The organism is Fontimonas thermophila, assembly GCF_900113085.1.
GTDB lineage: Bacteria > Pseudomonadota > Gammaproteobacteria > Nevskiales > Nevskiaceae > Solimonas > Solimonas thermophila.
Window position 1 is genome coordinate 109,408 of sequence record NZ_FOOC01000008.1, and the last position, 25,684, is coordinate 135,091.

General features: G+C 65.2%; 24 protein-coding genes. 3 read left to right on the forward strand and 21 right to left on the reverse strand.

The window, feature by feature from the left end:
* Nucleotides 1-5 precede the first annotated feature (5 nt).
* From BMZ48_RS09145 to BMZ48_RS09175, 7 genes are all read right to left on the reverse strand, one after another.
* The gene (locus tag BMZ48_RS09145; RefSeq protein WP_091534163.1) at nt 6-485 is read right to left on the reverse strand and encodes a Csu type fimbrial protein; all 480 of its coding nucleotides are present in this window, start codon (nt 483-485) and stop codon (nt 6-8) included.
* Entirely contained in the window at nt 482-2,821 is a 2,340-nt protein-coding gene (locus tag BMZ48_RS09150; RefSeq protein WP_091534166.1) for a fimbria/pilus outer membrane usher protein, read from the reverse strand. Before BMZ48_RS09150 ends, BMZ48_RS09145 begins: the two co-directional genes overlap by 4 nt.
* Nucleotides 2,778-3,503, reverse strand: coding sequence for a fimbrial biogenesis chaperone (locus tag BMZ48_RS09155; protein WP_091534168.1), 726 nt, complete (start codon nt 3,501-3,503; stop codon nt 2,778-2,780). Before BMZ48_RS09155 ends, BMZ48_RS09150 begins: the two co-directional genes overlap by 44 nt.
* Nucleotides 3,503-3,994 carry a Csu type fimbrial protein gene (locus tag BMZ48_RS09160; RefSeq protein WP_091534170.1) on the reverse strand — a complete coding sequence of 164 codons (492 nt, stop codon included), beginning with the start codon at nt 3,992-3,994 and terminating at the stop codon, nt 3,503-3,505. The genes BMZ48_RS09155 and BMZ48_RS09160 overlap by 1 nt, the downstream gene beginning before the upstream one ends.
* A gap of 207 nt (nt 3,995-4,201) precedes the next feature.
* On the reverse strand, nt 4,202-5,359 hold the full coding sequence (locus tag BMZ48_RS09165; protein ID WP_091534175.1) for an acyl-CoA dehydrogenase family protein: 1,158 nt from the start codon (nt 5,357-5,359) through the stop codon (nt 4,202-4,204).
* Nucleotides 5,352-7,487, reverse strand: a complete 2,136-nt coding sequence (locus BMZ48_RS09170) for a 3-hydroxyacyl-CoA dehydrogenase NAD-binding domain-containing protein (protein ID WP_091534177.1) — start codon at nt 7,485-7,487, stop codon at nt 5,352-5,354. Before BMZ48_RS09170 ends, BMZ48_RS09165 begins: the two co-directional genes overlap by 8 nt.
* A 92-nt stretch (nt 7,488-7,579) precedes the next feature.
* Nucleotides 7,580-8,785, reverse strand: a complete 1,206-nt coding sequence (locus tag BMZ48_RS09175; RefSeq protein ID WP_091534180.1) for an acetyl-CoA C-acetyltransferase — start codon at nt 8,783-8,785, stop codon at nt 7,580-7,582.
* A gap of 240 nt (nt 8,786-9,025) precedes the next feature.
* Between BMZ48_RS09175 and BMZ48_RS09180 the strand changes: the two genes are divergently transcribed.
* On the forward strand, nt 9,026-9,649 hold the full coding sequence (locus tag BMZ48_RS09180) for a TetR/AcrR family transcriptional regulator (RefSeq protein WP_091534183.1): 624 nt from the start codon (nt 9,026-9,028) through the stop codon (nt 9,647-9,649).
* 40 nt (nt 9,650-9,689) lie between these two features.
* Here BMZ48_RS09180 and BMZ48_RS09185 read toward each other — a convergent pair whose 3' ends face one another.
* The 8 genes from BMZ48_RS09185 to xseA all read right to left on the reverse strand — a co-directional run bounded on the left by BMZ48_RS09185 (nt 9,690) and on the right by xseA (nt 17,048).
* On the reverse strand, nt 9,690-10,334 hold the full coding sequence (locus tag BMZ48_RS09185) for a LysE family translocator (RefSeq protein ID WP_159431148.1): 645 nt from the start codon (nt 10,332-10,334) through the stop codon (nt 9,690-9,692).
* Nucleotides 10,324-10,884: a GNAT family N-acetyltransferase gene (locus BMZ48_RS09190; protein WP_091534188.1), complete on the reverse strand. Its 561-nt coding sequence runs from the start codon at nt 10,882-10,884 to the stop codon at nt 10,324-10,326. The genes BMZ48_RS09185 and BMZ48_RS09190 overlap by 11 nt, the downstream gene beginning before the upstream one ends.
* Nucleotides 10,881-11,714: a CHAD domain-containing protein gene (locus tag BMZ48_RS09195; RefSeq protein ID WP_159431149.1), complete on the reverse strand. Its 834-nt coding sequence runs from the start codon at nt 11,712-11,714 to the stop codon at nt 10,881-10,883. Before BMZ48_RS09195 ends, BMZ48_RS09190 begins: the two co-directional genes overlap by 4 nt.
* Before the next feature lie 4 nt (nt 11,715-11,718).
* Nucleotides 11,719-12,480 carry a glutathione S-transferase N-terminal domain-containing protein gene (locus BMZ48_RS09200; protein ID WP_091534192.1) on the reverse strand — a complete coding sequence of 254 codons (762 nt, stop codon included), beginning with the start codon at nt 12,478-12,480 and terminating at the stop codon, nt 11,719-11,721.
* A gap of 122 nt (nt 12,481-12,602) precedes the next feature.
* Nucleotides 12,603-14,165, reverse strand: coding sequence for a bifunctional phosphoribosylaminoimidazolecarboxamide formyltransferase/IMP cyclohydrolase (gene purH / locus BMZ48_RS09205; protein ID WP_091534194.1), 1,563 nt, complete (start codon nt 14,163-14,165; stop codon nt 12,603-12,605).
* Nucleotides 14,166-14,214: 49 nt separating this feature from the next.
* A complete protein-coding gene (locus tag BMZ48_RS09210) occupies nt 14,215-14,484 on the reverse strand; it encodes a helix-turn-helix domain-containing protein (protein ID WP_091534236.1) in 270 nt (89 codons plus the stop codon).
* A 310-nt stretch (nt 14,485-14,794) separates the two neighbouring features.
* Nucleotides 14,795-15,682: a 50S ribosomal protein L11 methyltransferase gene (gene prmA, locus BMZ48_RS09215; RefSeq protein ID WP_091534196.1), complete on the reverse strand. Its 888-nt coding sequence runs from the start codon at nt 15,680-15,682 to the stop codon at nt 14,795-14,797.
* Between the two features lie 19 nt (nt 15,683-15,701).
* A complete protein-coding gene (gene xseA, locus BMZ48_RS09220) occupies nt 15,702-17,048 on the reverse strand; it encodes an exodeoxyribonuclease VII large subunit (protein WP_091534199.1) in 1,347 nt (448 codons plus the stop codon).
* An 85-nt stretch (nt 17,049-17,133) separates the two neighbouring features.
* On the opposite strand from xseA, the gene guaB reads away from it, so the two are divergent.
* Together guaB and guaA are read left to right on the forward strand one after the other, a co-directional pair.
* Nucleotides 17,134-18,597, forward strand: coding sequence for an IMP dehydrogenase (guaB, locus tag BMZ48_RS09225; protein ID WP_091534201.1), 1,464 nt, complete (start codon nt 17,134-17,136; stop codon nt 18,595-18,597).
* 51 nt (nt 18,598-18,648) lie between these two features.
* A complete protein-coding gene (guaA, locus tag BMZ48_RS09230; protein ID WP_091534239.1) occupies nt 18,649-20,220 on the forward strand; it encodes a glutamine-hydrolyzing GMP synthase in 1,572 nt (523 codons plus the stop codon).
* Nucleotides 20,221-20,497: 277 nt separating this feature from the next.
* Here guaA and arsB read toward each other — a convergent pair whose 3' ends face one another.
* From arsB to BMZ48_RS09260, 6 genes are all read right to left on the reverse strand, one after another.
* Nucleotides 20,498-21,550, reverse strand: a complete 1,053-nt coding sequence (gene arsB, locus BMZ48_RS09235) for an ACR3 family arsenite efflux transporter (RefSeq protein WP_091534203.1) — start codon at nt 21,548-21,550, stop codon at nt 20,498-20,500.
* A 64-nt stretch (nt 21,551-21,614) separates the two neighbouring features.
* Nucleotides 21,615-22,118, reverse strand: coding sequence for an arsenate reductase ArsC (locus tag BMZ48_RS09240; RefSeq protein ID WP_091534205.1), 504 nt, complete (start codon nt 22,116-22,118; stop codon nt 21,615-21,617).
* 6 nt (nt 22,119-22,124) lie between these two features.
* Nucleotides 22,125-22,577, reverse strand: a complete 453-nt coding sequence (locus tag BMZ48_RS09245) for an ArsI/CadI family heavy metal resistance metalloenzyme (RefSeq protein ID WP_091534207.1) — start codon at nt 22,575-22,577, stop codon at nt 22,125-22,127.
* 12 nt (nt 22,578-22,589) lie between these two features.
* Entirely contained in the window at nt 22,590-22,919 is a 330-nt protein-coding gene (locus tag BMZ48_RS09250) for an ArsR/SmtB family transcription factor (RefSeq protein ID WP_091534209.1), read from the reverse strand.
* Nucleotides 22,920-23,224: 305 nt separating this feature from the next.
* Nucleotides 23,225-24,907, reverse strand: coding sequence for an AMP-binding protein (locus BMZ48_RS09255; RefSeq protein WP_091534211.1), 1,683 nt, complete (start codon nt 24,905-24,907; stop codon nt 23,225-23,227).
* Nucleotides 24,904-25,593 (reverse strand): TetR/AcrR family transcriptional regulator, encoded by a 690-nt coding sequence (locus tag BMZ48_RS09260; RefSeq protein WP_091534214.1) that lies wholly within the window; start codon nt 25,591-25,593, stop codon nt 24,904-24,906. Before BMZ48_RS09260 ends, BMZ48_RS09255 begins: the two co-directional genes overlap by 4 nt.
* Nucleotides 25,594-25,684 lie beyond the last annotated feature (91 nt).

The following is a 25,684-nucleotide window of genomic DNA, read 5'->3' on the forward strand; positions in this document are numbered from 1 at the left end:
CCGGATCAGTAATCCACGGTCACGAACAGCGTATCGGTATATGCGCCGGGCGCGACGTTCTGTTGCGCCGGGATGCGGCCATAGACGGTGTAATTGCGGCTGACCATGAGCAGGTTCAGCGCATAGCCGTCGCTGATCGTGCCGGTGCCGCCGCTGCCGTCTCCCCAGACGATGGTGCGGCTGGCATTGCTGTAGAGATTGTAGGCGATCGTGCCGGCGATACCGCCCATGCGCCGCGGCGCATAGCTGCCGCTGCTGCCGGTGCCCAGACGGATCGTGTAGTTGACGGCGATGCTGACCACGGCAGTGCATGTGACGGTGATGGTGCCGGTGGCATCGGTAGGAGCAGGCGACGTCACCAGATAGCCGCCGAAGACGACCGGCGCCGTCGTCACCGTGCAGGTTTCCAGCAGCGCGTGTGCGCGCAGCGGCAGCAGCGCCGCACTAAGCAGCAGGAGCAGAGGGCTCGACGAGCGGATGGTCATGGCGCTTGCTCCGTGGTCACAGGGATGCAGACGATCTCCAACGGTGGCCGCAGGACGGTATCGTCCGCGCTCAGTGCCACTTGGGCTTCGCATCCTCCCTGAACCCAGTCTGCGCGCAGCCGATGACGGCCGGAAGGAGCGGCGACGACGGTTTCGCCGCGCAGCCCCACGAAGGCGGGTTCGTCGCCGCCGGTGACATCCGCACCCGCGGGCACGTCACGCCCATCCGGCAGCAGTAGGCGTAGCCGCCGCATCGGCCGTGCATCGCTCGTAAAGCGTACCCGCACGCCGCCGTAGCCGGGTGCGGCGACCCTGCGCTCGAAACCGTCGATGCGCCGTTCGATGCCGAAATCCGACGGTGCCACCGAGATGCGGTTGATCTGATAGGGGCGCAGGTCCGTCACCAGCAGCGGTGCGCCGGCGCGACTACGGCCGGAGGCACGGTTTTCGATCTGCACGTGAATCGGTTGCGGCGCATCGGTTTCGACGAGCGCGAACGGTCCATCGAGCGGGCGCGTCCACATGCGGTCATGGCCGAGCACGACGATGCCGGTGTCGATGCCCAGACGCAGGGCGTCATGATCGCCGTGCTCGACATCGGCATGGACCGCGCCACGCGTCGTGCGGTAATCCCCACCAGCGCTGATGCGGTCGATGAGTCCGCGATCGACCGTCGCGCGTGCCGACCAATCCAGTTCGTGCAGCGGGTTGCGTTGTGTGCCGATGCGCAGCAACGTGCCACTGTCACTCTGCTGTGCGAATCCATAGCTGCTCACCGTCGGTGAGCCGGCATAGGCCACGGTCAGTAGCAGGCTGTCGCCGGCGCTGTCGTGCAGATCCACGGTGCCGCCGAGATTCACCGACCATCCGGCGCCGATTTGCCGTGCATAACCAGCGCTGAGTATCGAAAGATGGCCGGCGGCACGCAGATCGTCGATCCAGCCGAGGCTGAGGCTGGCACCGCTGCGCAGGCGTCGGCTGGCGCGCACGAAGCCGCGACGCAGCGTGGCCGGCTCGGTTTCCCCGAGCCGCAGATAGTCGTCGCTGCCGACGAGGTATTGCGCCGCCAGGCTCCAGTCCCGGCCCTGGCGGTCGAGGCCGACGTAGAGCTGGCCACCGCGACCATCGCCGGCGCTTTGGGCGAGTCCGCTGCTGAGCACACCGACGCCCGGCAGCAGCAGCGCATAGCCGGCGCCGGCCATCTGCCGGTGGGTACTGGCTTCGACGTGGGTCTCCACGGTGAGATGGTCGGCGATGCCGTAGCGCCAGGTCGCAGCGGCAAAGCCGGCACCGTAATCGAGGCTGGAGAGCCCGTATCCGTGGCGTTCGAAGCCGGCCTCGAGGGTGTAGTCGCTCAAGCCCGGGCGCAACAGCTCGGGTGCGGCGTAGAACGCATAGCGGACGATGCGACTGCGGCCGAGCAGATCGGTGATGACGAGCTGGATTTCACCGGCGCCGGAGAGGACCGGCACCTCCGACAACTGGAAAGGTCCGGCCGGTACGCGGTCACGCGCGCGCAGCGTGCCGTCGACATAGACGTCGATCGCGCTGGGGAGGGCCGCGGCATCGGTGAGATCCGGAAGCGGGAACGTGACCAGATCCGGACGCAAGGAGAAATCGCGGCCCCACTGCACCCCGCCGAAGCGCAGGGAACGGCCGAAGACGCCGCCGCGGGTGATGCCATCGCCGACGTCAAGACGCGTCATGCCGACCGGGTCGTCGTAAGTCCAGTGCGTATCCAGGCGCACGATCGTGCTACCGGCATGGCGCAGGGTTTGCCGGAGCAGTCCGGCGCTGCCGAAAAGTCCGGCATCGATCAGCGCAGAAACATCATCGACCGAATCCGCATGCAGGTACTGGGCCTGCACTTGCATGTATCCGCCCGGTTCCGGTGTGACACGCAGCGGCGCCGGCTCGGTGTGCAGCGCGCGTGTCGTCGTACCGGCGATGCCGGAACGGTCCAGCGACAAAATCTGGCGGCAGGCATCGACGGCGAAGCGCAGACCCGCCACGCGATCGAGCGCGTGGTACCGGCGTCCGGCATGGACCAGGGGAGGTCCCGGCGGCGGCAACTGCAGGGCAGCGTAGACTTCCGGCGGTGCATAGAGTGTGCCATCCGGTGCACGGATGATGACCGCATCCTGTCCAGGATCGATCGGCGAGACGAGCACGCGCAGCAGCAGCGGCGTGGGATGATCCGGATGCAGCATCTGGACTGCGTCGCAGTCGTCGGCGAACCAGCCGTTCTCGGGCGCTGCGGCCCACGCGGCGCGCCACGCCACGGTCAGCAGCTCAAGGCCCAGACACAGCGACCACCACGCGCTCCGCGCCTTCATCGGTGTTCGCTTCGATTTTCAGGCGGGTGGGCACGGGCCCCTGGAGCGGGATGTCCCAGCGCCAGCGGCTGCCGGCCAGGATGTCGCGGAAGCCGTTGTCGGTATGCAGCAGACTCGCGCGCTGGGCATCGAAGACACGCAGTTGTGCGCGGCGCACATGCACATTGCCCTGGTTTTCGGCCACCAGATGCAGGCTGCGGCCGTCGAGTCGGGCCGACCAGCGCAGATCGCGGCGCAGCGGCTGTGTCGGCGCGACGTAGAGCGGCACACCCAGGCGCAGCAAAATCCGCAGACCGGTGGTGTGCACGGGTTCGGCACTCGGGATCTCGGTGATGTAGAGCCGGTAGGCGGATTCGACGGTCTGCGGCCATGCATCGAGCAGGCCGACGCGTACCACGCGCGATGCGCCGGGCGCGAGTTCCAGCAGTGGCGGGTTGGCGAGCAGTTCGGGTGCTGGTGCATAGACATCCTCGCCATCGGCATCCTGGGTCCAGCGCATCGCTTCGATCTGGAAGCGATAGCGGCGCGTATCGGTATTGGTGAGCGTCAGCGCCGCGCTGCGCTGATGGGCGTCGAGGTCGATGCGGACCGGGCTGACCGCGACCCCGCCGGATGAGGCCCGTGCCACGATCGCGGCGGCGAGCCCGATGCAGGCGAGCACCCATCCGGCGCGGTGAAACATCAGTAGTTGACGGTGATCGTGACGCTGTCGCTATAAACGCCGGCGGGCACGAACTGATTGCCTGGAATCACGCCATAGACCGTATGCGCCTTCAGCAGGCCGGTGCCGGTGTCATCGATGGTATCGGTGCCATCGGTCTCGCCCCAGTTCTGAGTCCGGCTGGCGTCGCGGTACAGCGCATAGCTGAGGGTTTCGGAGCCGGCGGCGATCTTCATCTTGCGCGTGGTCACGTTCGAACTGTTCTGTCCAGTCCCCAGGCGGACTTTATACGGTGTGCCCAGCGTGCATAGCACCGAAACCGTCGTGGTGGCGGCAAGATCGCCTGCAGACGGTGTGTAATTGCCGAAAGCCAGCGGCAGCGAGGTCACCGTGCAGGTACTCAGCACCGTTGCGCTGACACTCAGGGTGCCGGTTGCCTGCGCCGCGAGCACGGCAGAGGGCGATAGAACCGCCAATAGAGCGAGTGTGCGGATGATTGGACGAGTGGACATGGCGCCTCCTCACGGATATCGGTGCCGATACATTCCTCCCGCAGGCATCGTCTCGACAGGGGGTAGCAGACGAAAGGTAGATGCCAGGATCGGTAACGGCTGGTATGCCAGCGCCACGATGCGCGGATCTCTGCCATCCGCAGAAGCGGCAATAAAAAACGGCGCAGAGGGTTGCTCTGCGCCGGTGCTTGCGTTTCGAGGCTTCGCTTACAGAAAGCGTCCGATCAGTTCTTTCATGATCTCGTTGGTTCCGCCATAGATGCGCTGCACGCGCGAGTCACGCCACAGCCGGGAGATCGGATATTCATCCATATAGCCGTAACCGCCGTGCAACTGCAGGCACAGGTCGGCGATCTCGAACTGCTTGTCGGTGGTCCAGTACTTGGCCATCGCCGCCGTGACCGGGTCGAGTTTCTTGTTGAGCAGCAGCTCGGTGCATTTTTCGACCAGCACGCGGGCGAGCATCGCCTCGGTGCGCGCCTCGGCAAGCCTGAAGCGGGTGTTCTGGAAATCGATCACGCGTTTGCCGAAGGCCTTGCGGTCCTTGACGTATTGCGTCGTCATGTCGAGGGCGAGTTCCATGGCCACCACCGCGGCCCAGGCCACGATCAGGCGCTCTTGCGGCAGCTGTTCCATCAATTGCACGAAACCCATGCCCTCGGCTTTGCCGAGCAGGTTGGATCTGGGAACCCGCACGTTTTCGAAAAACAGCTCGGACGTGTCCTGCCCGTGCATGCCGATTTTTTCGAGGTTGCGCCCGCGGCGGAACCCTTGGACCTTGTCGGTCTCGACGACCACCAGCGAGATGCCCTTGGCTTTCTCGTTCGGATCGGTTTTGGCGACGACGATGATCAGACCGGCCTGCTGGCCATTCGTGATGAAGACTTTCTGGCCGTTGATCACGTAATCGTCGCCATCGGCGATCGCCGTCGTGCGCACGCTCTGCAAGTCCGAGCCGGTGCCGGGTTCGGTCATCGCGATGGCGCCGACCAGCTCACCGCTGGCGAGTTTGGGCAGCCAGGCGTTTTTCTGGGCCTCGCTGCCATAGTGCAGGATGTAGTGGGCGACGATGCCATTGTGCAGCGACAGGCCCCAGGCGCTGCATCCGACCCGGCCTTGCTCTTCGACGAGCACTTTCTCGAACGCGATGTTGCCGCCGCCACCGCCGTATTCCGCCGGTATGCTGGGGCAGAGCAGCCCCACCTCGCCGGCTTTGTTCCACAGCTCGCGATCGACATGTCCTTGTTCGTCCCAGCGCAGCACGTGGGGCGCGACTTCCGTCTGCATGAAGCGGCGCGCGGTGTCCTGGAACATGCGCAGCTCGTCGGTGGCGTAGCTGCCTTGCAAAAGTGCAGGGTTAAGCATTGAACGAAGTCCCCTCCTTGGCCATCTTCACGAGAATTTTTGCGGGCTTGAAGCGCGGACCGTACTTCTTTTCCAGCTCCTTGCAGCGCTTGACGAAGCGGGCCACGCCATAGGCATTGATGAACTGCAGCGCGCCGCCGTGGAATGGCGCAAAGCCCCAGCCGAAGATCGAGCCGATGTTGGTGTCGGCGACGGTCTCGACGACGCCCTCCTCGTAGCATTTCGCGGCCTCGTTGGCCTGCGCGAACATCAATCGGTCGATGAGCTCTTGCTGCGGCAGCGGTTCGCGCAGCGGGAAGACCTGGGTGAGACCTTCCCACAGGTGTTTCTGCCCGTTCTGCGGATAGTCGTAAAAGCCCTTGCCGGCCTTCTTGCCCGGCCGATTGAGCTCCTTGACCATTTTCTCGATCACTGCCGCGCCGGGATGCTCCGGTGCCGTCTTGCCTTCGGCGGCGAAGTCCTTGCGCGTCTGCTCGATGATGTGCATGGACAGTGACAGCGACACTTCGTCCTGGACCGCCAGCGGGCCGACCGGCATGCCGGCCTGCAGGCCGGCGGCCTCGATCGCGCGCGGATGCTGGCCTTCCGCGAGCAGCGTCATGCCTTCCATCGGATAGGTCGCAAAGCAGCGCGAGGTATAAAAGCCGCGCGCATCGTTGACGACGATCGGCGTTTTCTTGATCTGCTGTACGAAGTCGAAGCTGCGTGCCAGCGTCTCCGGCGAGGTCTTTTTGCCCTTGATGATCTCCACGAGCGGCATCTTGTCCACCGGCGAGAAAAAGTGCAGACCGATGAAGTTTTCCGGCCGCTCGCTGGCTTCGGCCAGGCTGGTGATCGGCAGTGTCGAGGTGTTCGATGCGAAGATCGCCGTCTTTGCGAGTACCGCCTCGGCCTTTTTCGTTACGTCGGCCTTGATCGCACGATCCTCGAACACGGCCTCGACGACCAGGTCGCAGCCTTTCAGATCGGCGTAATCGGTGGTCGGCTTGATGCGCGCGAGAAAGGCTTCCTTGCCCTGCGGTGTCTCGCGGCCTTTCTTGATCGCCTTGTCGAGCAGACCGGCGGAATAGGCCTTGCCTTTCTCGGCGTTTTCTTGCGTGGTATCGAGCAGCACGACTTCGATGCCGGCCTTGGCCGAGACATAGGCGATACCGGCGCCCATCATGCCGGCACCGAGAATACCGAGCTTCTTGACCGTGGATTTTTCGAAGCCTTGTGGTCGCGAGCCGCCTTTGTTGATGCCGTTGAGCTGGAACCACAGCGTGCCGATCATGTTTTTCGACACCTGCGACACCACGCAGTTGGCGAAGTAGCGCGACTCCACCGTGCAGCCGGTGTCGAAGTCGGTGATGCCGCCTTCGAACACGCAGGACATGATGTTGATCAGCGCGGGATAGTTGCCATAGGCCTTGGCGTTGGCCATCGCAGGGGCGATCGCCCATAGCTGCGCGTTGGCCGGGGAGCGTGAATCACCACCGGGCCATTTGAATTTCTTGTCGTCCCAGGGCTGTACCGGGCGAGGGTTGGCCAGGCACCAGGCCTTGGCTTTGGCCAGCAGCTCGTCGCGGTCTTTTGCGAGTTCATGCAGGATGCCCTGCTGTTTGGCCTGATCGGGCCGGAGTTCCTTGCCCTCCAGCATCAGCGGCAGCGATGCCTGGATACCGATCAGCCGTGGCAGCCGCTGCGTGCCGCCGCCGCCGGGCAGCAGGCCGAGCTTGACCTCGGGCAGGCCGAACTTGGCTTTGGGATCGTCGATTGCGATGCGGTAATGACAGGCGAGCGCCAGCTCCAGGCCGCCGCCCAGGGCAGTGCCGTTGAGTGCGGCGACGACCGGCCGCCCGCAGCATTCGAGGCGGCGCAGAAACGCCTTGTAAGCCTGCGCGAGCTCGAAGGCCTGCGCCGGATCGGTGATCGCATAGACCTTGTCGATGTCGGCGCCGGCGAGAAATTCCTTCTTGCCGGAGGTGATGATCACCCCTTTGATCGATGGGTCGTTCTCGATGGTCGAGATCGCCTGCGCAAACGGCTGGGTCAGCTCGTCGTTGAGCACGTTCATCGAACGGCCCGGCATGTCCAAGATCAGCGTGACGATGCCGTCGGCGTCCCGGTGGAATTGCACTGCGGTCATGGTGAAACCTCGTGAGTGATGATGCGGGGTGCGGGCGGATGGCGGCGACCCGACAAGGCTTGCGCGCCGTCCGGCGCTCACGTCCGTGTTCGTCAGACGCGTTCGATGATGGTGGCGATGCCCATGCCGGCACCGACGCACAGCGTGGCGAGTCCGACCTGTTTGTCCTGGCGCTCCAGCTCGTCGAGCAGCGTGCCCAGAATCATCGCACCGGTAGCGCCGAGCGGATGGCCCAGCGCGATCGCGCCGCCGTTGACATTGACGCGCTCCATGTCGATGTCGAGATCGCGCACGGCGCGCATGACCACCGCGGCGAAGGCTTCGTTGATCTCGAACAAGTCGATGTCCTTCACGCTCATGCCGGCTTTCTTCAGCGCCTTGCGCGAGGCGGGCGCGATGCCGGTGAGCATGATCGTCGGCTCCGAGCCGATCACCGCGGTCGCGCGGATACGCGCGCGCGGCTTCATGCCGAGCTTGCGGCCGATTTTCTTGCTGCCAACCAGCACCGCGGCGGCGCCATCGACGATTCCGGAGCTGTTGCCGGCATGATGCACGTGGTTGATGCGTTCCAGTGTCGTGTACTTGCGCAGCACCGTCGCATCGAAACCCATCTGACCCATCTGCTCGAACGAGGGTTTGAGCTGGGCCAGGCCCTCCATCGTCGTGTCGGGGCGGATGTACTCATCGTGATCGAGGATGGTCAGGCCGTTGAGATCCTTGACCGGCACCAGCGATTTGGCGAAGCGGCCTTCGGCCCGCGCGCGGGTCGCGCGCTGCTGGGAGCGCAGGGCGTAGGCGTCCACGTCGGTGCGCGAGAAGCCCTCGAGCGTCGCGATCGTATCGGCGCCGATGCCCTGCGGCGCGAAGCCGGTCAGGTGGTTGATGCGCGGATCCATCATCCATGCGCCGCCGTCGGAACCCATCGGCCAGCGCGACATGCTCTCGACGCCGCCGGCGACGACGAGGTCCTCGAAGCCGGACATCACCTTCATCGCTGCGAGGTTCACCGACTCCAGTCCCGACGCGCAGAAGCGCGACTGCGTCACGCCGGCGACGCTCTGCGCCCAGTTCGCGGCCAGCACGGCCGTGCGCGCGATGTCCGCGCCCTGCTCGCCGACCGGCGTCACGCAGCCGAGGACCACGTCGTCCACATAAGACGTATCCAAACCATTGCGCGCCTCGAGCGCCTTGAGGCAGGTGACGACCAACTGCACCGGGGTGACCTGATGCAGGCTGCCGTCCTTCTTGCCCTTGCCGCGCGGCGTGCGCACGGCGTCGTAGATGAATGCTTCGGCCATGGAGCTCTCGTTGGATGAAAGGATTACGGTGCGTCCACGCTTGCGGCGGTAGGTAATTTGAATTACCCATAGCTTCGGCGGGGAACGGAAAGCCACGGACAAACCCGAAGGCGTGCCCGCGGTAATCTCCGCTCCGCAGCTTAATTGAGCGCAGAAGAACCGGTCAACGTGGCCGGCACGTGCCGGTAGCCCGTCGCCGGGCGTTCAAGTAACGATCATTACCATTGCACGGAGACCCATATGCGCCGCACGCCCGATGCTGCCGTTGCCGACCCTTCACAGCTCGACCCCGACACGCGGGCGCGCATCGAGCGCGCGGTGCTCGAAATTTTTGCCGAGCGGGAGTTCCATCGCGTCGGTCTGATCGAAATCGCGCGCGCCGCCAACGTCTCGTTGCAGACGATCTACAAGTACTACGGCAGCAAGGAAGCGCTGCTGTTTTCGAGTCTCGACACCTGGCTCGGCCGGCTCGCCGAACGCATGATCGATCATCTGCAAGGCATCGAAGACGACAAGGAGCGGCTGCGCAAGGTGTTCTGGGTTGCCCTCGATTTCGTCGAGAAGAACCCGCGGATCGTGCAGTTGATGATGAGCTCGGTCTATATCAATACCTGGCGCAAGCAGGGCCAATACGAGCATCGCGAGCTGTTCGGCACGTTCATGCGCGTGCTCGGCGAGGGTCGGGCCAAAGGTGTGCTGACCGATGCCGTCGATGAAAAAATCCTGCTCGACTATATCTTCGGCGTGCTGTTCCGGCTCGCGCAAACCTATGTCCAGCGCGGCATGAAACATTCGCTGACCCAGCAAGCCAACGTGCTCTTCGAAATGCTGTGGCGCGCGATTGCCAAATCGCCGGCCGGCTGAACAGCGTGCTCCGGCACCGGGCCTTGATGCGCGGGTGCGCTCATCCGCCGAGCGTGTCGGCGATCACGGCGAGGCCCAGCGCGATCAGGATCAGCCCCATCGCGCGGTCGATGCGCTGGGCATGGCGCTGCAGAGCCTGCTGCAGGCGCCGGTGCGAGAGCATCACGGCGACTGCCGCAAACCATGCGAACGTCGATAGCGGCAGCCAGATGGCGAGCGCGACCATCATCGGTAGAGAAACCGGAGCGGAGACGATGCTGGTGAACAGCGCGACGAAAAACAGCGTCGCCTTGGGGTTGAGCACGTTGGTCGCAAGGCCGAGGGCGTAGTGCCGCCGCCAGTTGCCATGGGTGATGCCCGCCGCAGCGGTTTCACCGTCCGGGTCGTGCGACCGCGCGCGCAGTGAGGTGGATCCCATCCACAGCAGAAAAGCGGCGCCGATCAGCGCGATCGCATCCAGGCTCCACGGCAGCCGGTGCGTCAGCCAGCGCAGGCCGAACAGGCCGTAGCCGACGTGCAGCACGATGCCGCTGCCGATACCGGCTGCGGTCCAGATGCCCGCTGCGCGCCCCTGGGTCAAGGCCTGGCGCGTGACCACCGCAAAGTCCGGACCGGGCGAGACGACGCCCAAGGCATGGGCCGCGGCCACGGCGCCGAACAGCGCCCAGCCCGTTTCAAACGTCATCGCTGCGGTCCCATCCGGGCCAGGGGCCCTCGGGCTGCGCCGGCAAATGGACGATGCGCGTTTCCTCGTGATAGCGGCGCATGCCGCGGGCCTCGTAGTTTGCGAGCGCATGCGGACCGTCGAGGGTGCAGGTGTGGACCCAGACCCGGCGTGCGCCCATCGCCCAGGCGCGCTCGATGCCGACGCTGAGCAGGTGGCCGCCCAGGCCCTGGCCGAAAAATTCGCGCATCAGTCCGAAATAGGCGATCTCGACGTCGTCGCCGGCTTGTTTCTCCAGCTCGACGTAACCGGCCGGCGTGCCGCGCACGTACAGCACCCAGGTCTGGAGCGCGGGGCGATCGAGCCAGGCGAGCCAGCGCGCGTAAGACCAGTTGAGCCGGTCACGCCAGTACCAGTGGCCGCCGACGGCGGTGTAGAGAAAGCGGTTGAGCATGGGCAGCGGATGCTCGGCGCGCAGAATCAGCGGCGCGGGTTCGGGCACGCGCGCTGGCCGCAGCCATGCCGGATCGCGCATCTCCAGATACCAGGTCGTGACCGGTGTTGCGTTCATCGGCGTGGGGCATGTTCGGGTTCGAACAAGACTTCGCCAAGGCGGATCGCATCGCGCGCGAGCCTATCCATGCGCTGGCGCACGCGCTCTTGTGCGTGCTGCCTGAGCGCTGCCGGCAGCGTTTGCGGCGGGCAGCGTTCGAGGTGTTCGCCGAGCAGATGAAAGTCGTGATGCAGGCCGAGCATCTCGCCCAGGGATTTGAGTGCGGCAACGGGGGACAAGGCCTCTGGGATCACCGGCGCGACCAGCGCGCACTGATAGCCGTAATACTTGATCTGCTTGCGCCAGGCGTGCAGATCGTCGGCTGCGCGCGAGGCCGACGCGCGCCGCAGGCCACGCCGGCATTTGGCCTGACTGCAGGCCAGGCGCTTGCGTAGCTGCGCGATGTCCGCGGCCGGCGCCGCCTCGGCGAGATAGACCCGCGCCGCTGTGTACAAGGCACGGGCGGCATCGATATCGCGCGCATCGGACGATGGCGGATGCAGTCGCGCGAGCGCGCGTTCGAGCATGCGGAATTCTGCGGCGGTGAGGTGGCGTCCGCGGCGCAGACGCAGCAGGGTTTGCCCTGCCACCTCGATGTCGCGCCGCGCCGCCAGATGCCTGGCGCCATCGCGCAGCAGACCGTCGACGAGCCGATACCGCCGTTTGAGGCTGGGCTTGAGCAGGCGCAGCCATGCCCGCAGTTTCTTGCTGCTCTTGCGTGCATCGTGAATATCCTCGCGGCCGGGTGCTGCACATTCGAGCCGGGCGAGCGCCCGATCGAGCTCGGCCAGCGCAGCGGCCTGCAAGGCGCGATCGAGCAGCTGCCGCGGGTCGAGCGCGAAGGTCACGGCCTTACGCTCCGTAGGTCCGATTCAGGTAGTCGATGATCGTGCGGGATTCGAACATCGCGCTGGAGGTGTTCGGATCGATGAGGTAGGGCACCTGCACGCGTCCGGTGCGCGCCAGCAGCGCAGCGCGGTTGCGGCTGGTGTCCTTGGGCGCTTTGAACAAGCTGTCGCGGACTTGCGGCGGCCCCATGTCGGTCCAGCGTGCCTTGCCGGTGTTGCGCAGCACATAGGGTAGCTCCAGCTCGCAGAGCGTCTCGCGCACCAGGCGCGAGTAGGGGCTGGATTCGAAGCTGTAGAGCTCGAGCGGTTCACGCGGTTCACGCGATGGGCGTGCGCGCATGCCCGCGTGCGCGCGCACGCCGCTCGCCAGCATGCTGGCGGTGAGCGTCAGCACACGCCCCGGACCGTCCATTGCCCGGACCCGGCCTTCGTAGGTTTTTTCGAGGTAGCGGATGATGTCGGCCGATTCGTAGAGCCGTGCGCCGGTATTGGGGTCGTGCAGGAACGGGAACTGCAGCTTGCCGCCGAGCCGTTCGACCATTGGGCGAAAGCGTGTCCCGTTTTTCGGGCACGGCTGGATCAGGGCATCGAGGTCGAGTTCGGTCAGCGCTTCGCGGACCAGCCGGCAATACGGGCAGCCTTCGAATTCGTACAACCGCAGAAGCTGATCGGGCTGCCGGCGGGCGGGCCGGAAGGCGGCCGTGCCGCGCCACAGCGCGGCCGTGCTGGCCAGCACCGAGCTGGCCACGTTCAACGAATGACGCATCGATGATCCCCGGATGAATGGCGACGCTGCGCGCATTATGCGCTGTGGCGTGCCGCGCTGTGGCGGCTGCCGTCGCGGACGGACCGGATGACCAAAGACTCGGTTGCCGGGCGTGGTGCGCGTCAGTGCCGGAAGTGGCGCACGCCGGTGAAGACCATCGCCATGCCGGCTTCGTCGGCGGCGGCGATGACCTCGGCATCGCGCAGCGAGCCGCCGGGCTGGATCACCGCCGTGATCCCGGCGGCGGCAGCGGCATCGATGCCGTCGCGGAACGGGAAGAAGGCGTCCGAGGCCATGACCGAACCCGACACCTCGAGCTTTTCGTCGGCCGCCTTGATCCCGGCGATCTTCGCGGAATAGACGCGGCTCATCTGGCCGGCGCCGATGCCGATCGTCATCTGGTTTTTCGCATAGACGATGGCGTTGGACTTGACGAACTTGGCGACCTGCCAGGCAAAGCGCAGGTCGCGCAACTCTGCCGGCGTGGGCGCGCGGCGGGTGACGACCCGCAGTCCGCCGTCGCCGATGTCCAGCGCATCGATGTCCTGTACCAGGAGGCCGCCGGCGACGCGCTTGAAATCCCAGGCTGTTGCGCGCTGCGCCGGGAATGCGCCGCATTCCAGCAGGCGCACGTTGTGCTTGGCGGCGACGGCGGCGCGCGCTGCCGCGCTGATCTGCGGCGCGACGATCACCTCGACGAACTGGCGCTCGACGATCAGTTTGGCGGTATCGCCGTCGAGTTCGCGGTTGAAAGCGATGATGCCGCCGAAGGCCGAGGTCGGGTCGGTGCGGAAGGCGTCTTCGTAGGCTTCCCGGATCGTCGCGCGCACGGCCACGCCGCAGGGGTTGGCGTGCTTGACGATGACACAGGCCGGCGCAGTGAAGCTCTTGACGCATTCGAGCGCGGCATCGGCATCGGCGATGTTGTTGTAGGACAGTTCCTTGCCTTGCAGCTGGCGCGCCGCGGCAATGGTGCCGGATTCCGGCTGGCGTTCGACATAGAACGCCGCGCGCTGGTGCGGGTTTTCGCCGTAGCGCAGATCCTGCCGCTTGTCGAACTGCAGGCCAAGCACGCCCGGAAACGGCGTGCGTGTGCCATCGTCCTGCAGACTGGACAGGTAGGCGCTCACGGCGGCGTCGTAACGCGCGGTCAGCGCAAAGGCCTTGAGCGCGAGACGCTCGCGCGTGTGGCGCTTGATGCCGCCGGCATCGATCTCGGCGAGCACCTGGGCATAGTCCGCAGGATCGGTCAGCACCGTGACCCAGGCATGGTTTTTCGCTGCGGCGCGCAGCATCGCCGGGCCGCCGATGTCGATATTCTCGATCGCCTCCGCCCGCGTGCAATCCGGCTTGGCGACGGTGGCTTCGAACGGATAGAGGTTGACGACGAGCAGGTCGATCGGGGCAATGCCGTGCGCTTGCATCACCGGTGCGTCGATGTCGCGGCGACCGAGCAGGCCGCCGTGGATCTTCGGATGCAGCGTCTTGACGCGGCCGTCCATGATCTCCGGAAAGCCGGTGTGCTGGCTGACTTCAGCCGCCGGCAGACCGGCATCGCGCAGCAGCTTGTAGGTGCCGCCGGTGGAGAGCAGCGCGACGCCACGTTCGACCAACGCGCGTGCGAAATCGACGATGCCGGATTTGTCGGAGACGGACAGCAGCGCGCGGCGGACGGGCGTCTTCATGCGGATGTACAAATCGGTGACGATGGAAGTGACGCCGCGTCGCGGATCCTCACGGTTTGAGGGCGTCGGCGTTGATTTTGTGCTGCTTGAGTTTCTTGCGCAGGGTGGCGCGGTTCAAGCCGAGCATCTCGGCGGCGCGGGACTGGTTGCCGTGGCAATAGCGCAGGGTGGCGCGCAGCAGCGGCGGCTCGACCTGCTCGAGGAACAGGTCGTAGAGATTCTTGGGCGCATGGCCGTTGAGCGTGCGGAAAAAGTCGTCCAGTGATTCCTGTACCGAGTGACCGAGCGGTTTGATGTCGGATGGGCGAAGGGCAGCCATCTTTCTGTTCCTCGATGTGCGGCGCTGCTCGCGCTTGCTCTGGCACCGTTCGCAAATCCAGCAGCAGAACAGACTGCCGAATCGCGAAAGGGCGGCAATCATACTCTCGCCCACGGCGGCGTGAAAGCACCATTCGCACGGGTGGTATCACGACTTGCCGACGTCGATCGTGCCGCCGCGGCGGATCCGTAAGTTTCTGCGGAGTTACTTGCGGATGGACATGCAAGTGCGGATACGGCAAAGCCGAATGCCGGTGTGCAAGCTGTGTCGCACAGCGCTTGATGAAAAAAAGGATCAGCGTGAGAACGGATCAGCGCGCGCAGCGGCGATGCGCCGTGATCCGAGTCCATCCTTCGTGCGAGACATCGGCATCGAAGTCGAACCACGGCGCATAAGCGGCACGCACTTCATTCGCCTGACTGTCGAGCAGCCCGGCCAGCGCGATGCGGCCGCCCGGTGCGACGCTGCGTGCCAGCAGGGGAGCCAGTTCGATCAGCGGATTGGCGAGGATGTTGGCGACGACGACGTCGGCGGTCATCGCCTCGAAGTCTTGTGGCAGGCAAACGCGGATACGATCGGCGACGCCGTTCTCGATGGCATTGTCGCGCGTCGCCCGCAGCGCCTGCGGATCGATGTCCACGCCCACCGCGCGGCTTGCCCCGAGCAGCAGGGCGGCGATGGCGAGCACGCCGGATCCGCAGCCGTAGTCGAGGATCGACTGCCCCGTCAGGTTCTGGCTGGCGAGCCAGTCCAGGCACAGGGCCGTGGTCGGATGCGTGCCGGTACCGAAGGCAAGCCCCGGATCCAGCCGCAGGATCACGGCCTGCGGCTGGGTGACCTCGGCGACCTTCTCGCGCGGCACCACCCACAGCCGCTCGCCGAATTTGAGCGGCGGACAATCCTTGAGCCATACCCGCACCCAGTCGCGATCCTCGATCCGCGTGTGGTCGATCAGCGCATCGGCGCCATCCGGCAGCAGCTCGCGCAGCGCGGTGACCACCGGTGAGAGATCGACGTCTTCGGCGAACAGGCCAAGCGTGAGGGTGTCGTGCCACAGCCGTGTTTCGCCCGGTGCCGGTTCGAGCACGGGATTGTCGGCGGCATCGACGAAGCTGACCGCGCCGGCGCCGTGGGCGAGCAGGATTTCTTCCGCAAATTCGGGGTGGTGGGAACGCACGCGCAGTTGTAGCCAGGCCATGGGGTGAGGCGTGGGAGATTTAGTGATCGGACCGACGCTGCTCGATGCGCGCGTCAAGTTCGCCGCGAGCGAGGATGAGGCGCAGCGCATCGCCAATGCGGGCCTGCGCGGCATCGCTCAAGACATGACCCTGGGCATCGAGGGCGATCGCATAGCCGCGCGCGAGCACGGCGCGTGGATCCAGACTCGCGAGGACCGATGCCGCGCGCTGGCAGCGCAGATCGGCATTGGCGAGATGTCGGCGCAGTGCACCGTGCAGGCGCGCCTGCGCGGTGTCGAGCCGGCGCTGGCGCAGCACGATTTGCGTCGCGGGCGCACGCGCCTGCAGTTGCGCGGCGAGGCGGTGCAGACCCTGCCGCAGCGCGGCGATGCGCGTCGTCATGCTCTGGATGATGCGCCCGTGCAGTTCGTCGAGGCGCTGTGCGCGGTCTTGCATCCGGCGCGCTGGATGCTGGGCCTGCAGGCGCGCATCGAGGCTGTCCAGTCGCCGGATCTGCGTTTCCATGCGGCGTTCGATGGCGTGGTGCAAGCGCGCTTGCTGCTGACGGATGCCGGTATCCAGATCAGCGATGTCCGGCGCGACGCGTTCGGCGGCGGCGGTGGGTGTCGGCGCCCGTAGATCGGCAGCGAAATCGGCGATGGTGACATCGACCTCGTGCCCGATGCCACAGATCACCGGCACGGCGCAGGCGCGAATCGCGCGGGCGACGGCCTCGTCGTTGAACGCCCATAGATCCTCGAGCGAACCGCCGCCGCGGGCGAGAATCACCACATCCACCGGCGCGCGTTGCGGCAACTCACGCAGCGCGTGCACGATTGCCGGCGGTGCGCTCGCCCCTTGCACGGGCACGGGGTAGAGCCAGACCGGTGCCAGCGGGTAACGCCGCGCCAGGGTGGTCAGAATGTCCTGGATCGCGGCGCCGCTCGCCGAGGTGATCACGCCGATGGCGCGTGGCAGTCGCGGCAGCGCGCGCTTGTGTGCCTCGTCGAACAAGCCTTCGGCAGCCAGGCGTTTCTTCAGCGCCTCGAAGGCGCGCAGCAAGGCACCCTCGCCAGCCGGCTCGAGATGCTCGCAGATCAGTTGCAGATCGCCGCGCGGTGAATAAAAGCTCACCTGCGCGCGCACCAACACCTCATCGCCATCCTTGGGCTGCGGGCGTATGTGAAAATTCGCGTTGCGGAACATCGCACAGCGCAGCTGTGCCTGGGCATCCTTGAGCGTGAAATACCAGTGCCCGGATGAGGGGCGGGAGAAGTTGGAGATTTCACCCTGCACCCAGACGCGTGGCAGCGCATCCTCGATCAACGCGCGCAGGATGTCGGCGAGTTCGGAGACGGTGTAGATCGTGCGGCCGGGTGCGCTCATACCCGCGCAAGCTTAAACGAATCCATGCGTCGGCAGAGGCGCCGATCGCTTATACTAAGACGCTTATTCACATAAGCACCACGCCATGCGTATCGAGTCCGAGGCACTGACTTTTGACGACGTGCTGCTGCTGCCGGCGTTCTCCGAGGTGCTGCCGCGACAGGTCAGTCTGCAGACCCGGCTGACGCGCCGTATCGAGTTGAACATCCCCCTGCTGTCGGCGGCGATGGACACGGTTACCGAGTCCAAGCTCGCGATCGCGCTGGCCCAGGAGGGCGGCATCGGCATCATTCACAAGAACATGTCGATCGAACGCCAGGCGACCGAAGTGCGTCTGGTGAAGAAGTACGAATCCGGGGTGATCACCGATCCCATCGTCGTGCCGCCGAGCATGACGGTGGGCGAGGTGCTCCAACTGACCCGTGCGCATCGCATTTCCGGTGTCCCGGTCGTCGATGGCGAGCATCTCGTCGGCATCGTGACCAGCCGCGATCTGCGGTTCGAGACCCGCTTCGGCGAGCCGGTATCCAAGGTGATGACGCCCAAGGAGCGCCTGGTGACCGTGCGCGAGGGCGCGTCCAAGGAAGAAGTCATCGCCAAGCTCCATCAGCACCGCATCGAGAAGGTGCTCGTGGTCAACGAGCGCTTCCAGCTCCGCGGCATGATCACGGTCAAGGACATCCAGAAGTCCAATGATTATCCGAACGCCTGCAAGGATGAACGCGGGCGCCTGCGCGTCGGTGCCGCGGTGGGCACCGGTCCGGATACCGACGAGCGCGTCGCCGCGCTGGTCGAGGCCGGCGTCGATGTCATCGTCGTCGATACCGCGCACGGCCATTCCAAGGGCGTGATCGATCGGGTGTCCCGCATCAAGCAGATTTACGGGGACAGCCTGCAGGTCATCGGCGGCAATATCGCCACCGGCGAGGCCGCGCTCGCCCTGGCCGACGCCGGTGCGGATGCGGTCAAGGTCGGAATCGGGCCGGGCTCGATCTGCACCACGCGCGTCGTCGCCGGCGTCGGCGTGCCGCAGATCAGTGCGGTGATGGCCGTGGCCGAGGCGCTCAAACACCGCGGTTTGCCGCTGATCGCCGACGGTGGCGTGCGCTATTCCGGCGATCTCGCCAAGGCGCTGGCCGCCGGAGCGTATGCCGTCATGGTCGGATCGATTCTCGCCGGCACCGAGGAAGCGCCGGGAGAAGTCGAGCTTTACCAGGGGCGTTCTTACAAGTCTTACCGCGGCATGGGTTCGCTCGGCGCGATGTCGCAGGGGTCCAAGGATCGTTACTTCCAGGACACCACGTCCGAAGTCGAGAAGCTGGTGCCAGAAGGGATCGAAGGTCGCGTGCCCTACAAGGGCCCAATGGCGGCGATCGTGCACCAGATGGTGGGCGGTCTGCGCGCCTGCATGGGCTATACCGGCTGCCGTTCGATCGAAGAGCTGCGCACCAAGACCCGCTTCGTCAAGATCACTTCGGCGGGCATCAAGGAATCCCACGTCCACGATGTCACCATCACCAAGGAAGCGCCCAACTACCGCGTGGAGTGATCCTCCGTGCATGCCCCGGTTCGCCGGGGCTTTTTCGTCGAGAGCACCGCGTTGAACATCCACTCCGACAAAATCCTCATCCTCGATTTCGGCAGCCAGTACACGCAGTTGATCGCGCGGCGTGTGCGCGAACTCGGCGTCTATTGCGAGCTGCATCCCTGGGACATGGCGGATGCCGACATCCGCGCATTCGCGCCGCGCGGCGTGATCCTCTCCGGCGGCCCGGCCTCGGTGACCGAACCCGGCTCGCCACGGGTGCCGCAGGCCGTGTGGGACTTGAAAGTCCCCGTGCTCGGCATCTGCTACGGCATGCAGGCGATGGCCGTACAGCTCGGTGGCAACGTGACGCCGGGTGCGGTCAAGGAATTCGGCTATGCCGAGGTGCGCGCCCACGGTCATTCGCGGTTGCTCAAGGACATCGAGGACCGCGTCAACGACGAAGGACACGGCCTGCTCGACGTCTGGATGTCGCACGGCGACCACGTCAGCGTGCTGCCGCCGGGCTTCAAGCGGATCGCCTCGACCAAGGATGTCGCGATCGCCGGCATGGCCGACGAGACGCGCGCTTACTACGCGCTGCAATTCCACCCCGAGGTCACGCACACGCCGCAGGGGCGGCGCATCTACGCCCGCTTCGTGCACGAGATCTGCGGCTGTGGCAAGGCCTGGACCCCGGTCAACATCATCGAAGATGCGATCCTGCGCGTGCGCGAGCAGGTCGGTTCGCGCAAGGTCCTGCTCGGCCTCTCCGGCGGCGTCGATTCCGCGGTGGTCGCCGCCCTGCTGCACAAGGCCATCGGCGAGCAGTTGACTTGCGTCTTCGTCGATCATGGCCTGCTGCGCTATCGGGAAGGCGATCAGGTCATGAAGATCTTTGCCGACCACCTCGGGGTGCGCGTCATCCGCGTCGACGCCGAAGCGCGCTTTTTGCACGCACTCAAAGGCGTGACCGATCCCGAGGCCAAGCGCAAGATCATCGGCGCCTTGTTCGTCGAGGTCTTCGAAGAACAAGCGCAGACCCTCGAGGGCATCGAATTCCTCGCGCAGGGCACGATTTACCCGGACGTCATCGAATCGGCCGGCGCCAAGACCGGCAAGGCCCAGGTCATCAAGAGCCATCACAACGTCGGCGGTTTGCCCGAGCGCATGAAGCTCAAGCTCATCGAACCTTTGCGTGAACTCTTCAAGGACGAGGTGCGGGCGATCGGACTCGAACTCGGACTTCCGCGCGAGATGGTGTACCGTCACCCATTCCCCGGGCCGGGCCTGGGCGTGCGCATCCTCGGCGAGGTGACCAAGGCCGCAGCCGACACCCTGCGCCACGCCGACCACATCTTCATCGAAGAGCTGCGCAAGTCTGGCTGGTACGACAAGACGGCGCAGGCGTTTGCCGTTTACATGCCGGTGAAATCGGTTGGCGTCACCGGCGACGGCCGGCGCTACGAGCCGATCATCGGCCTGCGCGCCGTGCAGACCATCGACTTCATGACCGCCCAATGGGCGCAGCTCCCCTACGAACTACTCGACACCTGCTCCCGGCGTATCGTCAACGAAGTCCCCGGCGTCTCCCGCGTCGTCTACGACATCACCGGCAAACCCCCCGCGACGATCGAGTGGGAGTAGCGCCCCGAGCCACCCGTCGAGGGCCCCGCGCGTGAGCGCGGGATCGACGGCCAGGCGAGGGGCGCCTGATGCAGTGTCACTGCCAGCAGACGGCCCGGAAAAGGTGTTGGGGTGCGCGGCCACCCGTCGAGGGCCCCGCGCGTGAGCGCGGGATCGACGGCCAGGCGAGGGGCGCCTGATGCAGTGTCACTGCCAGCAGACGGCCCGGAAAAGGTGTTGGGGTGCGCGGCCACTCGTCGAGGGCCCCGCGCGTGAGCGTGGTGGCCTTGTTTCCGCGCTAGGCCTGCTGGCCGTTTGAAGGATGGGTGCAGACGGCTTGTTCGTACCAGTTGCGTGAGCGGTTGACCAGGTGTACGACCAGCAGCATCACGGGGACTTCAATCAGCACACCGACAACTGTGGCCAGGGCTGCCCCGGACTGAAAGCCAAAGAGGCCGATGGCGGTGGCTACGGCTAGCTCGAAGAAATTGCTGGCGCCGATCAGTGCCGACGGGCCAGCAATGCTGTGCTGCTCTCCCACACGGTGGTTGAGCCAGTAGGCAAGACTGGCGTTGAACAGCACCTGGATGAGGATGGGGACCGCCAGCATCGCGATGACCAGAGGTTGCCGGAGGATGGTCTGTCCCTGGAAAGCGAATAGCAGGATCAGGGTGAGTAGCAGCGCCGTGGTGGATAGCGGGCCGATGCGCGCGAGTGCCCGTTCGAACGCCTCCTGGCCGCGGCGCAGCAGCGTGCGGCGCCCGTGCTGCGCGAGCCACGCTGGTATGACGATGTACAAGAGCACCGAGATCAGCAGGGTGTTCCAAGGCACGGTGATCGAGGACAGGCCGAGCAGCAGGCCGACGATGGGTGCAAATGCAAATACCATGATGATGTCATTGAGCGCGACCTGCGCCAGCGTGAACACCGGATCGCCATTGGTCAGCCGGCTCCAGGCGAAAACCATGGCGGTGCACGGTGCCGCGGCCAGCAGAATCAGCCCGGCGACGTAGCTGTCGAGCTGCTCGGCAGGCAGCCATGGCGCGAACACATGGCGCACGAACAGCCAGGCGAGTAGTGCCATCGAGAAAGGTTTCACTGCCCAGTTAACAAACAGCGTCACGCCGATGCCGCGCCAGTAACGACGGACTTTTCCGAGCGCACCGAAGTCGACCTTGAGCAGCATCGGGATCACCATGATCCAGATCAGGATTCCGATGACTACGTTGACCTGCGCAATTTCCAGCCGGCCGATGGTCTGGAACAGGTCCGGTGCGAGTTCGCCCAGGCCGATGCCAGCGATGATGCATAGCAATACCCAAAGGCTCAGATAGCGTTCGAAGACGGTCATGTGATACGCAGCTGGTGGAATCGATAGCGGGAATCGCGGATGGTGGTGAGGGGTAATGCGCGGTTTACGTCTGACCGATCTCGCGCAGTGCATGCTGCAGGGCGGCAGCATCAAGCCGATCGAAGGGCAGCGCCAGAAAGCGTTCGATCCGCCGGCGCAGGGTCTGGGCCGCGTCCATGAAGGCCTGGCGACGCTGTTCCTCCGGGCCTGTGACGGCTGCCGGATCGGGCATGCCCCAATGGGCCGAAATCGGTTTGCCCGGCCAGACCGGGCATGTTTCACCGGCGGCGGCATCGCAGACCGTGAAAATGAAATCGAATACCGGCGCGCCGGAGGCGGCGAATTCATCCCAGCTCTTGCTGCGGTACCCGGTTGCCGGAAAGCCGAGCTGCTCGAGCGTGGCGAGCGCAAGCGGATGTACCGCACCCTTCGGATGACTGCCGGCCGAATACGCCCGGAACCGATGCTGTCCCAGAGCATTGAGGATGCCCTCGGCGAGGATCGAGCGGGCGGAATTGCCGGTGCAGAGAAACAAGACGTGGCGGGTCTGAATCGGCTCGGTGCGCATATGCTCTCATCGACAGCAGGAGGTGGCTGCTTTGCCGGTGTGGGGTGTGCAGCAGGCCGTCGTGTGAGGCGCGAGCCGTGCCGCCTCGTTGAACGCCGGAATGTTGGCCAGCGTGTGGAAGTGTTCCCAGGCCACGCCCTGCGGATCGGTCACCCAATGTTTCTCGCTGCGTGCGTAACAGCAGGTTGTGGTGCCTTCGTCGAGCAGCGCCCTGTCGGCGGCCTGTGCACGGGCTTTGAGTTCGGCCAGTTCTTCGGGGTTGTCGGTCTGGATGCCCAGATGGTCGATGCCTGGCTTGCTGCCGCGCGTGGAAATGGCGAAGTTGACTGGCGGCTCATCGAGCATCCACTTCGCGTAGTCGGCTTCGACGCGTACGGGCTGCGCCGCAAACAGGCGGGAATAGAAGTCGATGTTGCGGGTCAGGTCATCGACGTGCAGATGGACGTGAAAGCGTTTCATGACGGCTCTTGCTTAACAGGTCTGGCAGATGGAGGAGACGGCAGTGGTTTCGCACGTGCTGCCTTGGCAGCAGTGTTCGGTGAGATAGGCGAGCAGTGCATTCATCCGTGCATAGTCGGCGCGATAGATCAGGTTGCGGCCTTGCTGCTCGATGGTGACGAGGCCTGCGTGGGCCAGTTCTTTGAGATGAAAGGAGAGGGCGTTGCGGGCTACGTCGAGCTGGTCGGCCAGCGTGCTGGGCGTCAGGCCCGCCGGGCCGGCGACGACCAAGGCGCGGAAAACCCGCAGCCGCTGGGCATGGGCGAGCGCGGCAAGCGCACAAACGGCGGTTTCTTCATTCATTATTCAATAATACAACGATTATTGAATTAATGTCCAGGGCTTGACGCTGCGATGGGGCTGATCGGGCGTCACCGATGACGCATGCCCCGTCCGTTTGCACCATGTCTTCCGGCTTTGCGCAGAAAGGCTATGCGCTGTGCTGCGGACGTCCCACGGGTACGGGCCATCTGCGGGCAATGGCCAGCGCGGGTGGTGCGCGTGGCCGCACCGGATGATGGCCGTTAAGACCCCTGCGCGGCCGGCTGCAGCCGGCCGACGGATCGCAGCGGAGTGAGCGCGCGAGAAGGCGCGCGCCACCCAACCGGTCAGCTCTCCCAGATCACCCGCTGCCCGGAGGAGAACCAAGCCTCGACCTTGGGCTCATAGTGTTTTTCGATGGCGTTGCGGCGGATTTTCATCGTAGGCGTCAAAAAACCGTTGTCGATCGTCCACGGCTCTTTGACGACGACGGCGAATGCGAGTTGTTCATGCGGATCGAGGCTGCGGTTGACCTCGTCCATCAAGGTTTCGAGTTCGGTGCTGATCGCCGCCCGCTCGGCAGGATCGGCTGCAACCCGCTTGCGGGTTTCTTCGGAGAGCAGGATGAGCGCGAACGTCGCAGGCTGGTTGGCGCCACCGACGCAGACGACTTCCACTTTCGGATGGGCGCCGAGGCGGTTTTCGATCGGCACCGGCGCCACGTATTTGCCTTTGCTGGTCTTGAATAGCTCTTTGACGCGGCCGGTGATCCGCAGCCGGCCCTGTTCGTCGATCTCGCCCATGTCGCCGGTTTTGAAAAACCCATCCGGTGTGTAGCACTCGGCGGTTTTCTGCGGCTCTTTGTAGTAGCCCATCATCTGACCGGGACTCTTGATCAGCACCTCGCCGGTTTCGGGGTCGATGCGGCACTCGACGCCGGGATTGGCATGGCCTACGTAGCCGACGCGCGCGGCATTGGGCCGGCTAAAGTGCGAATAAGCCATGTTCTCGGTCATGCCATAGCCTTCGAGCAGCTCCAGGCCGAGGTTGCGATACCACGCGATCGTCGGCGGCGGCAGCGGCGCGGCGCCGGTGAGCGCGATGCGCACCTGATCCAGGCCCAATTGTTCGAGGATTTTGCGTTTGATTCTGCGTCCGAGCAGCGGGATGCGGAACAGGATCTTTTGTTTGTGGGGCGGTAGCTTGGCATTGACCCCGAGCTGGAACTTGGTCCACAGGCGCGGCACCGAGAAAAAAATCGTCGGCCGTGCGCGGCGCAGATCCTCGACGAACGTCTCCAGCGATTCGGCAAAAAACACGCGAAAGCCGTAGTAAGTCGAGTTGTTCTCGACGACGACCCGTTCGGCCACATGCGCCAGCGGCAGATACGAGAGCATGCGGTCGTCTTCGCGTGCCGGCACCACGTCCCGCATCTTCGTTCCGCAGACATGGAAGGATCGAAAGCTCTGCATGACGCCCTTGGGCTGGCCCGTGCTGCCGGAGGTGTAGACGATCGTGGCCAGCTCATCGAGTGCGCGATCCGGATTGCCCTGCAGCGGCGGGGTGCGCGCGATGATGTCATCCCAGTGTTCCCCTTCGGTCTGGGGCGACAGCGGCAGGCGGATCACCGGCAGCGTGGCCGGTACGCCCGGCTTCATCATCGGCCAATCGTCCAGCTTGCCGACAAAGAGCACGCGCGACTCGCTGTGTTCGAGGATGTAACGGACGGTTTCGGCGTTGAGCGTCGGGTACAGCGGCACCGACACGTGCCCGGCCATCCAGATCGCCCAATCCGCCATCATCCAGTGTGCGGAGTTCTTGCCGAGCAGGGCGATCTGGCTTTTCGGCGGGAGGTTGAGGGATTGCAGGTGCGCGGCCATGCGCCGGACCTGATCCATCAGCGTGCGCCAGGTGTAATCAACGACTTTGCCACCGCCGAAAGGTTGGGTCAGGTGGATTGCATCCGGGCGCGTACGCTCCCAGTGATACAGCCAGGCCAAAGGGGTGCGCTCCTCCTGCGCATGCGTCATGTCTGCTCTCCTTCTGTTTGGCTCGGACTACGTCGATTCGTGCGCCTCGTCGCGCGTCTGGGGCGCACCGGTACTGCATAAGGTTCCAGAAAGCCGATCATCGCGGCAATCGCGGCGTTGCGGTAGGCCGGCGTGATCCGGCCATGCGCGTAGAACGAACGCCGGAAACACGCCATACCGATATCGACGGCGAGCGTGGCGGCCTCAGGCTCGCGTTCCGGCAGATCCATCTCATGACCCCAGACACGCCGGGCCAGTTCGCCGAGACGGCGATGGGTTTGCTCCTGGGCGCGAAAACTGGCGTCGGTCACGGCGCCGCCAAGAATCAGAATTCGCGCCGCGGGATGGCGGTTGTGATAAGCGACGCCGATGTCGATGGCGGCGGCGATGCCCTCACGCCAGCCCAGACTGCGCAGACGCTGCGCCTGCGCATCGAACAAGGTTTCCAGCGCGGCGAGGTGACGGGCGACCAGTTCGTTGAGAATCGCGTACGGCGTCGGGAAGTACGCGTAAATACTGCCGCGTGGATAGCCGAGCCGCTCGGCGAGCAGCGGAATCGAAAAGCCGGACAGCCCGGCTTCGGTGAGCAGTTTTTCGGCTTCGGCGAGGATGCGTTCGAAACGCGCCCTGGCGCGCCGCTGTGTGGGCTGGCGCGCAATGGCAAGCGGATCGAGCGCATCGTTCATGGGCGGGGAGGATAATCACCGCCCACGAAATCGACAAATGCCAGAATGAATCTTCGAAACGGCGTGTTTTCCGCAGTGGCGGCGGGAAGAA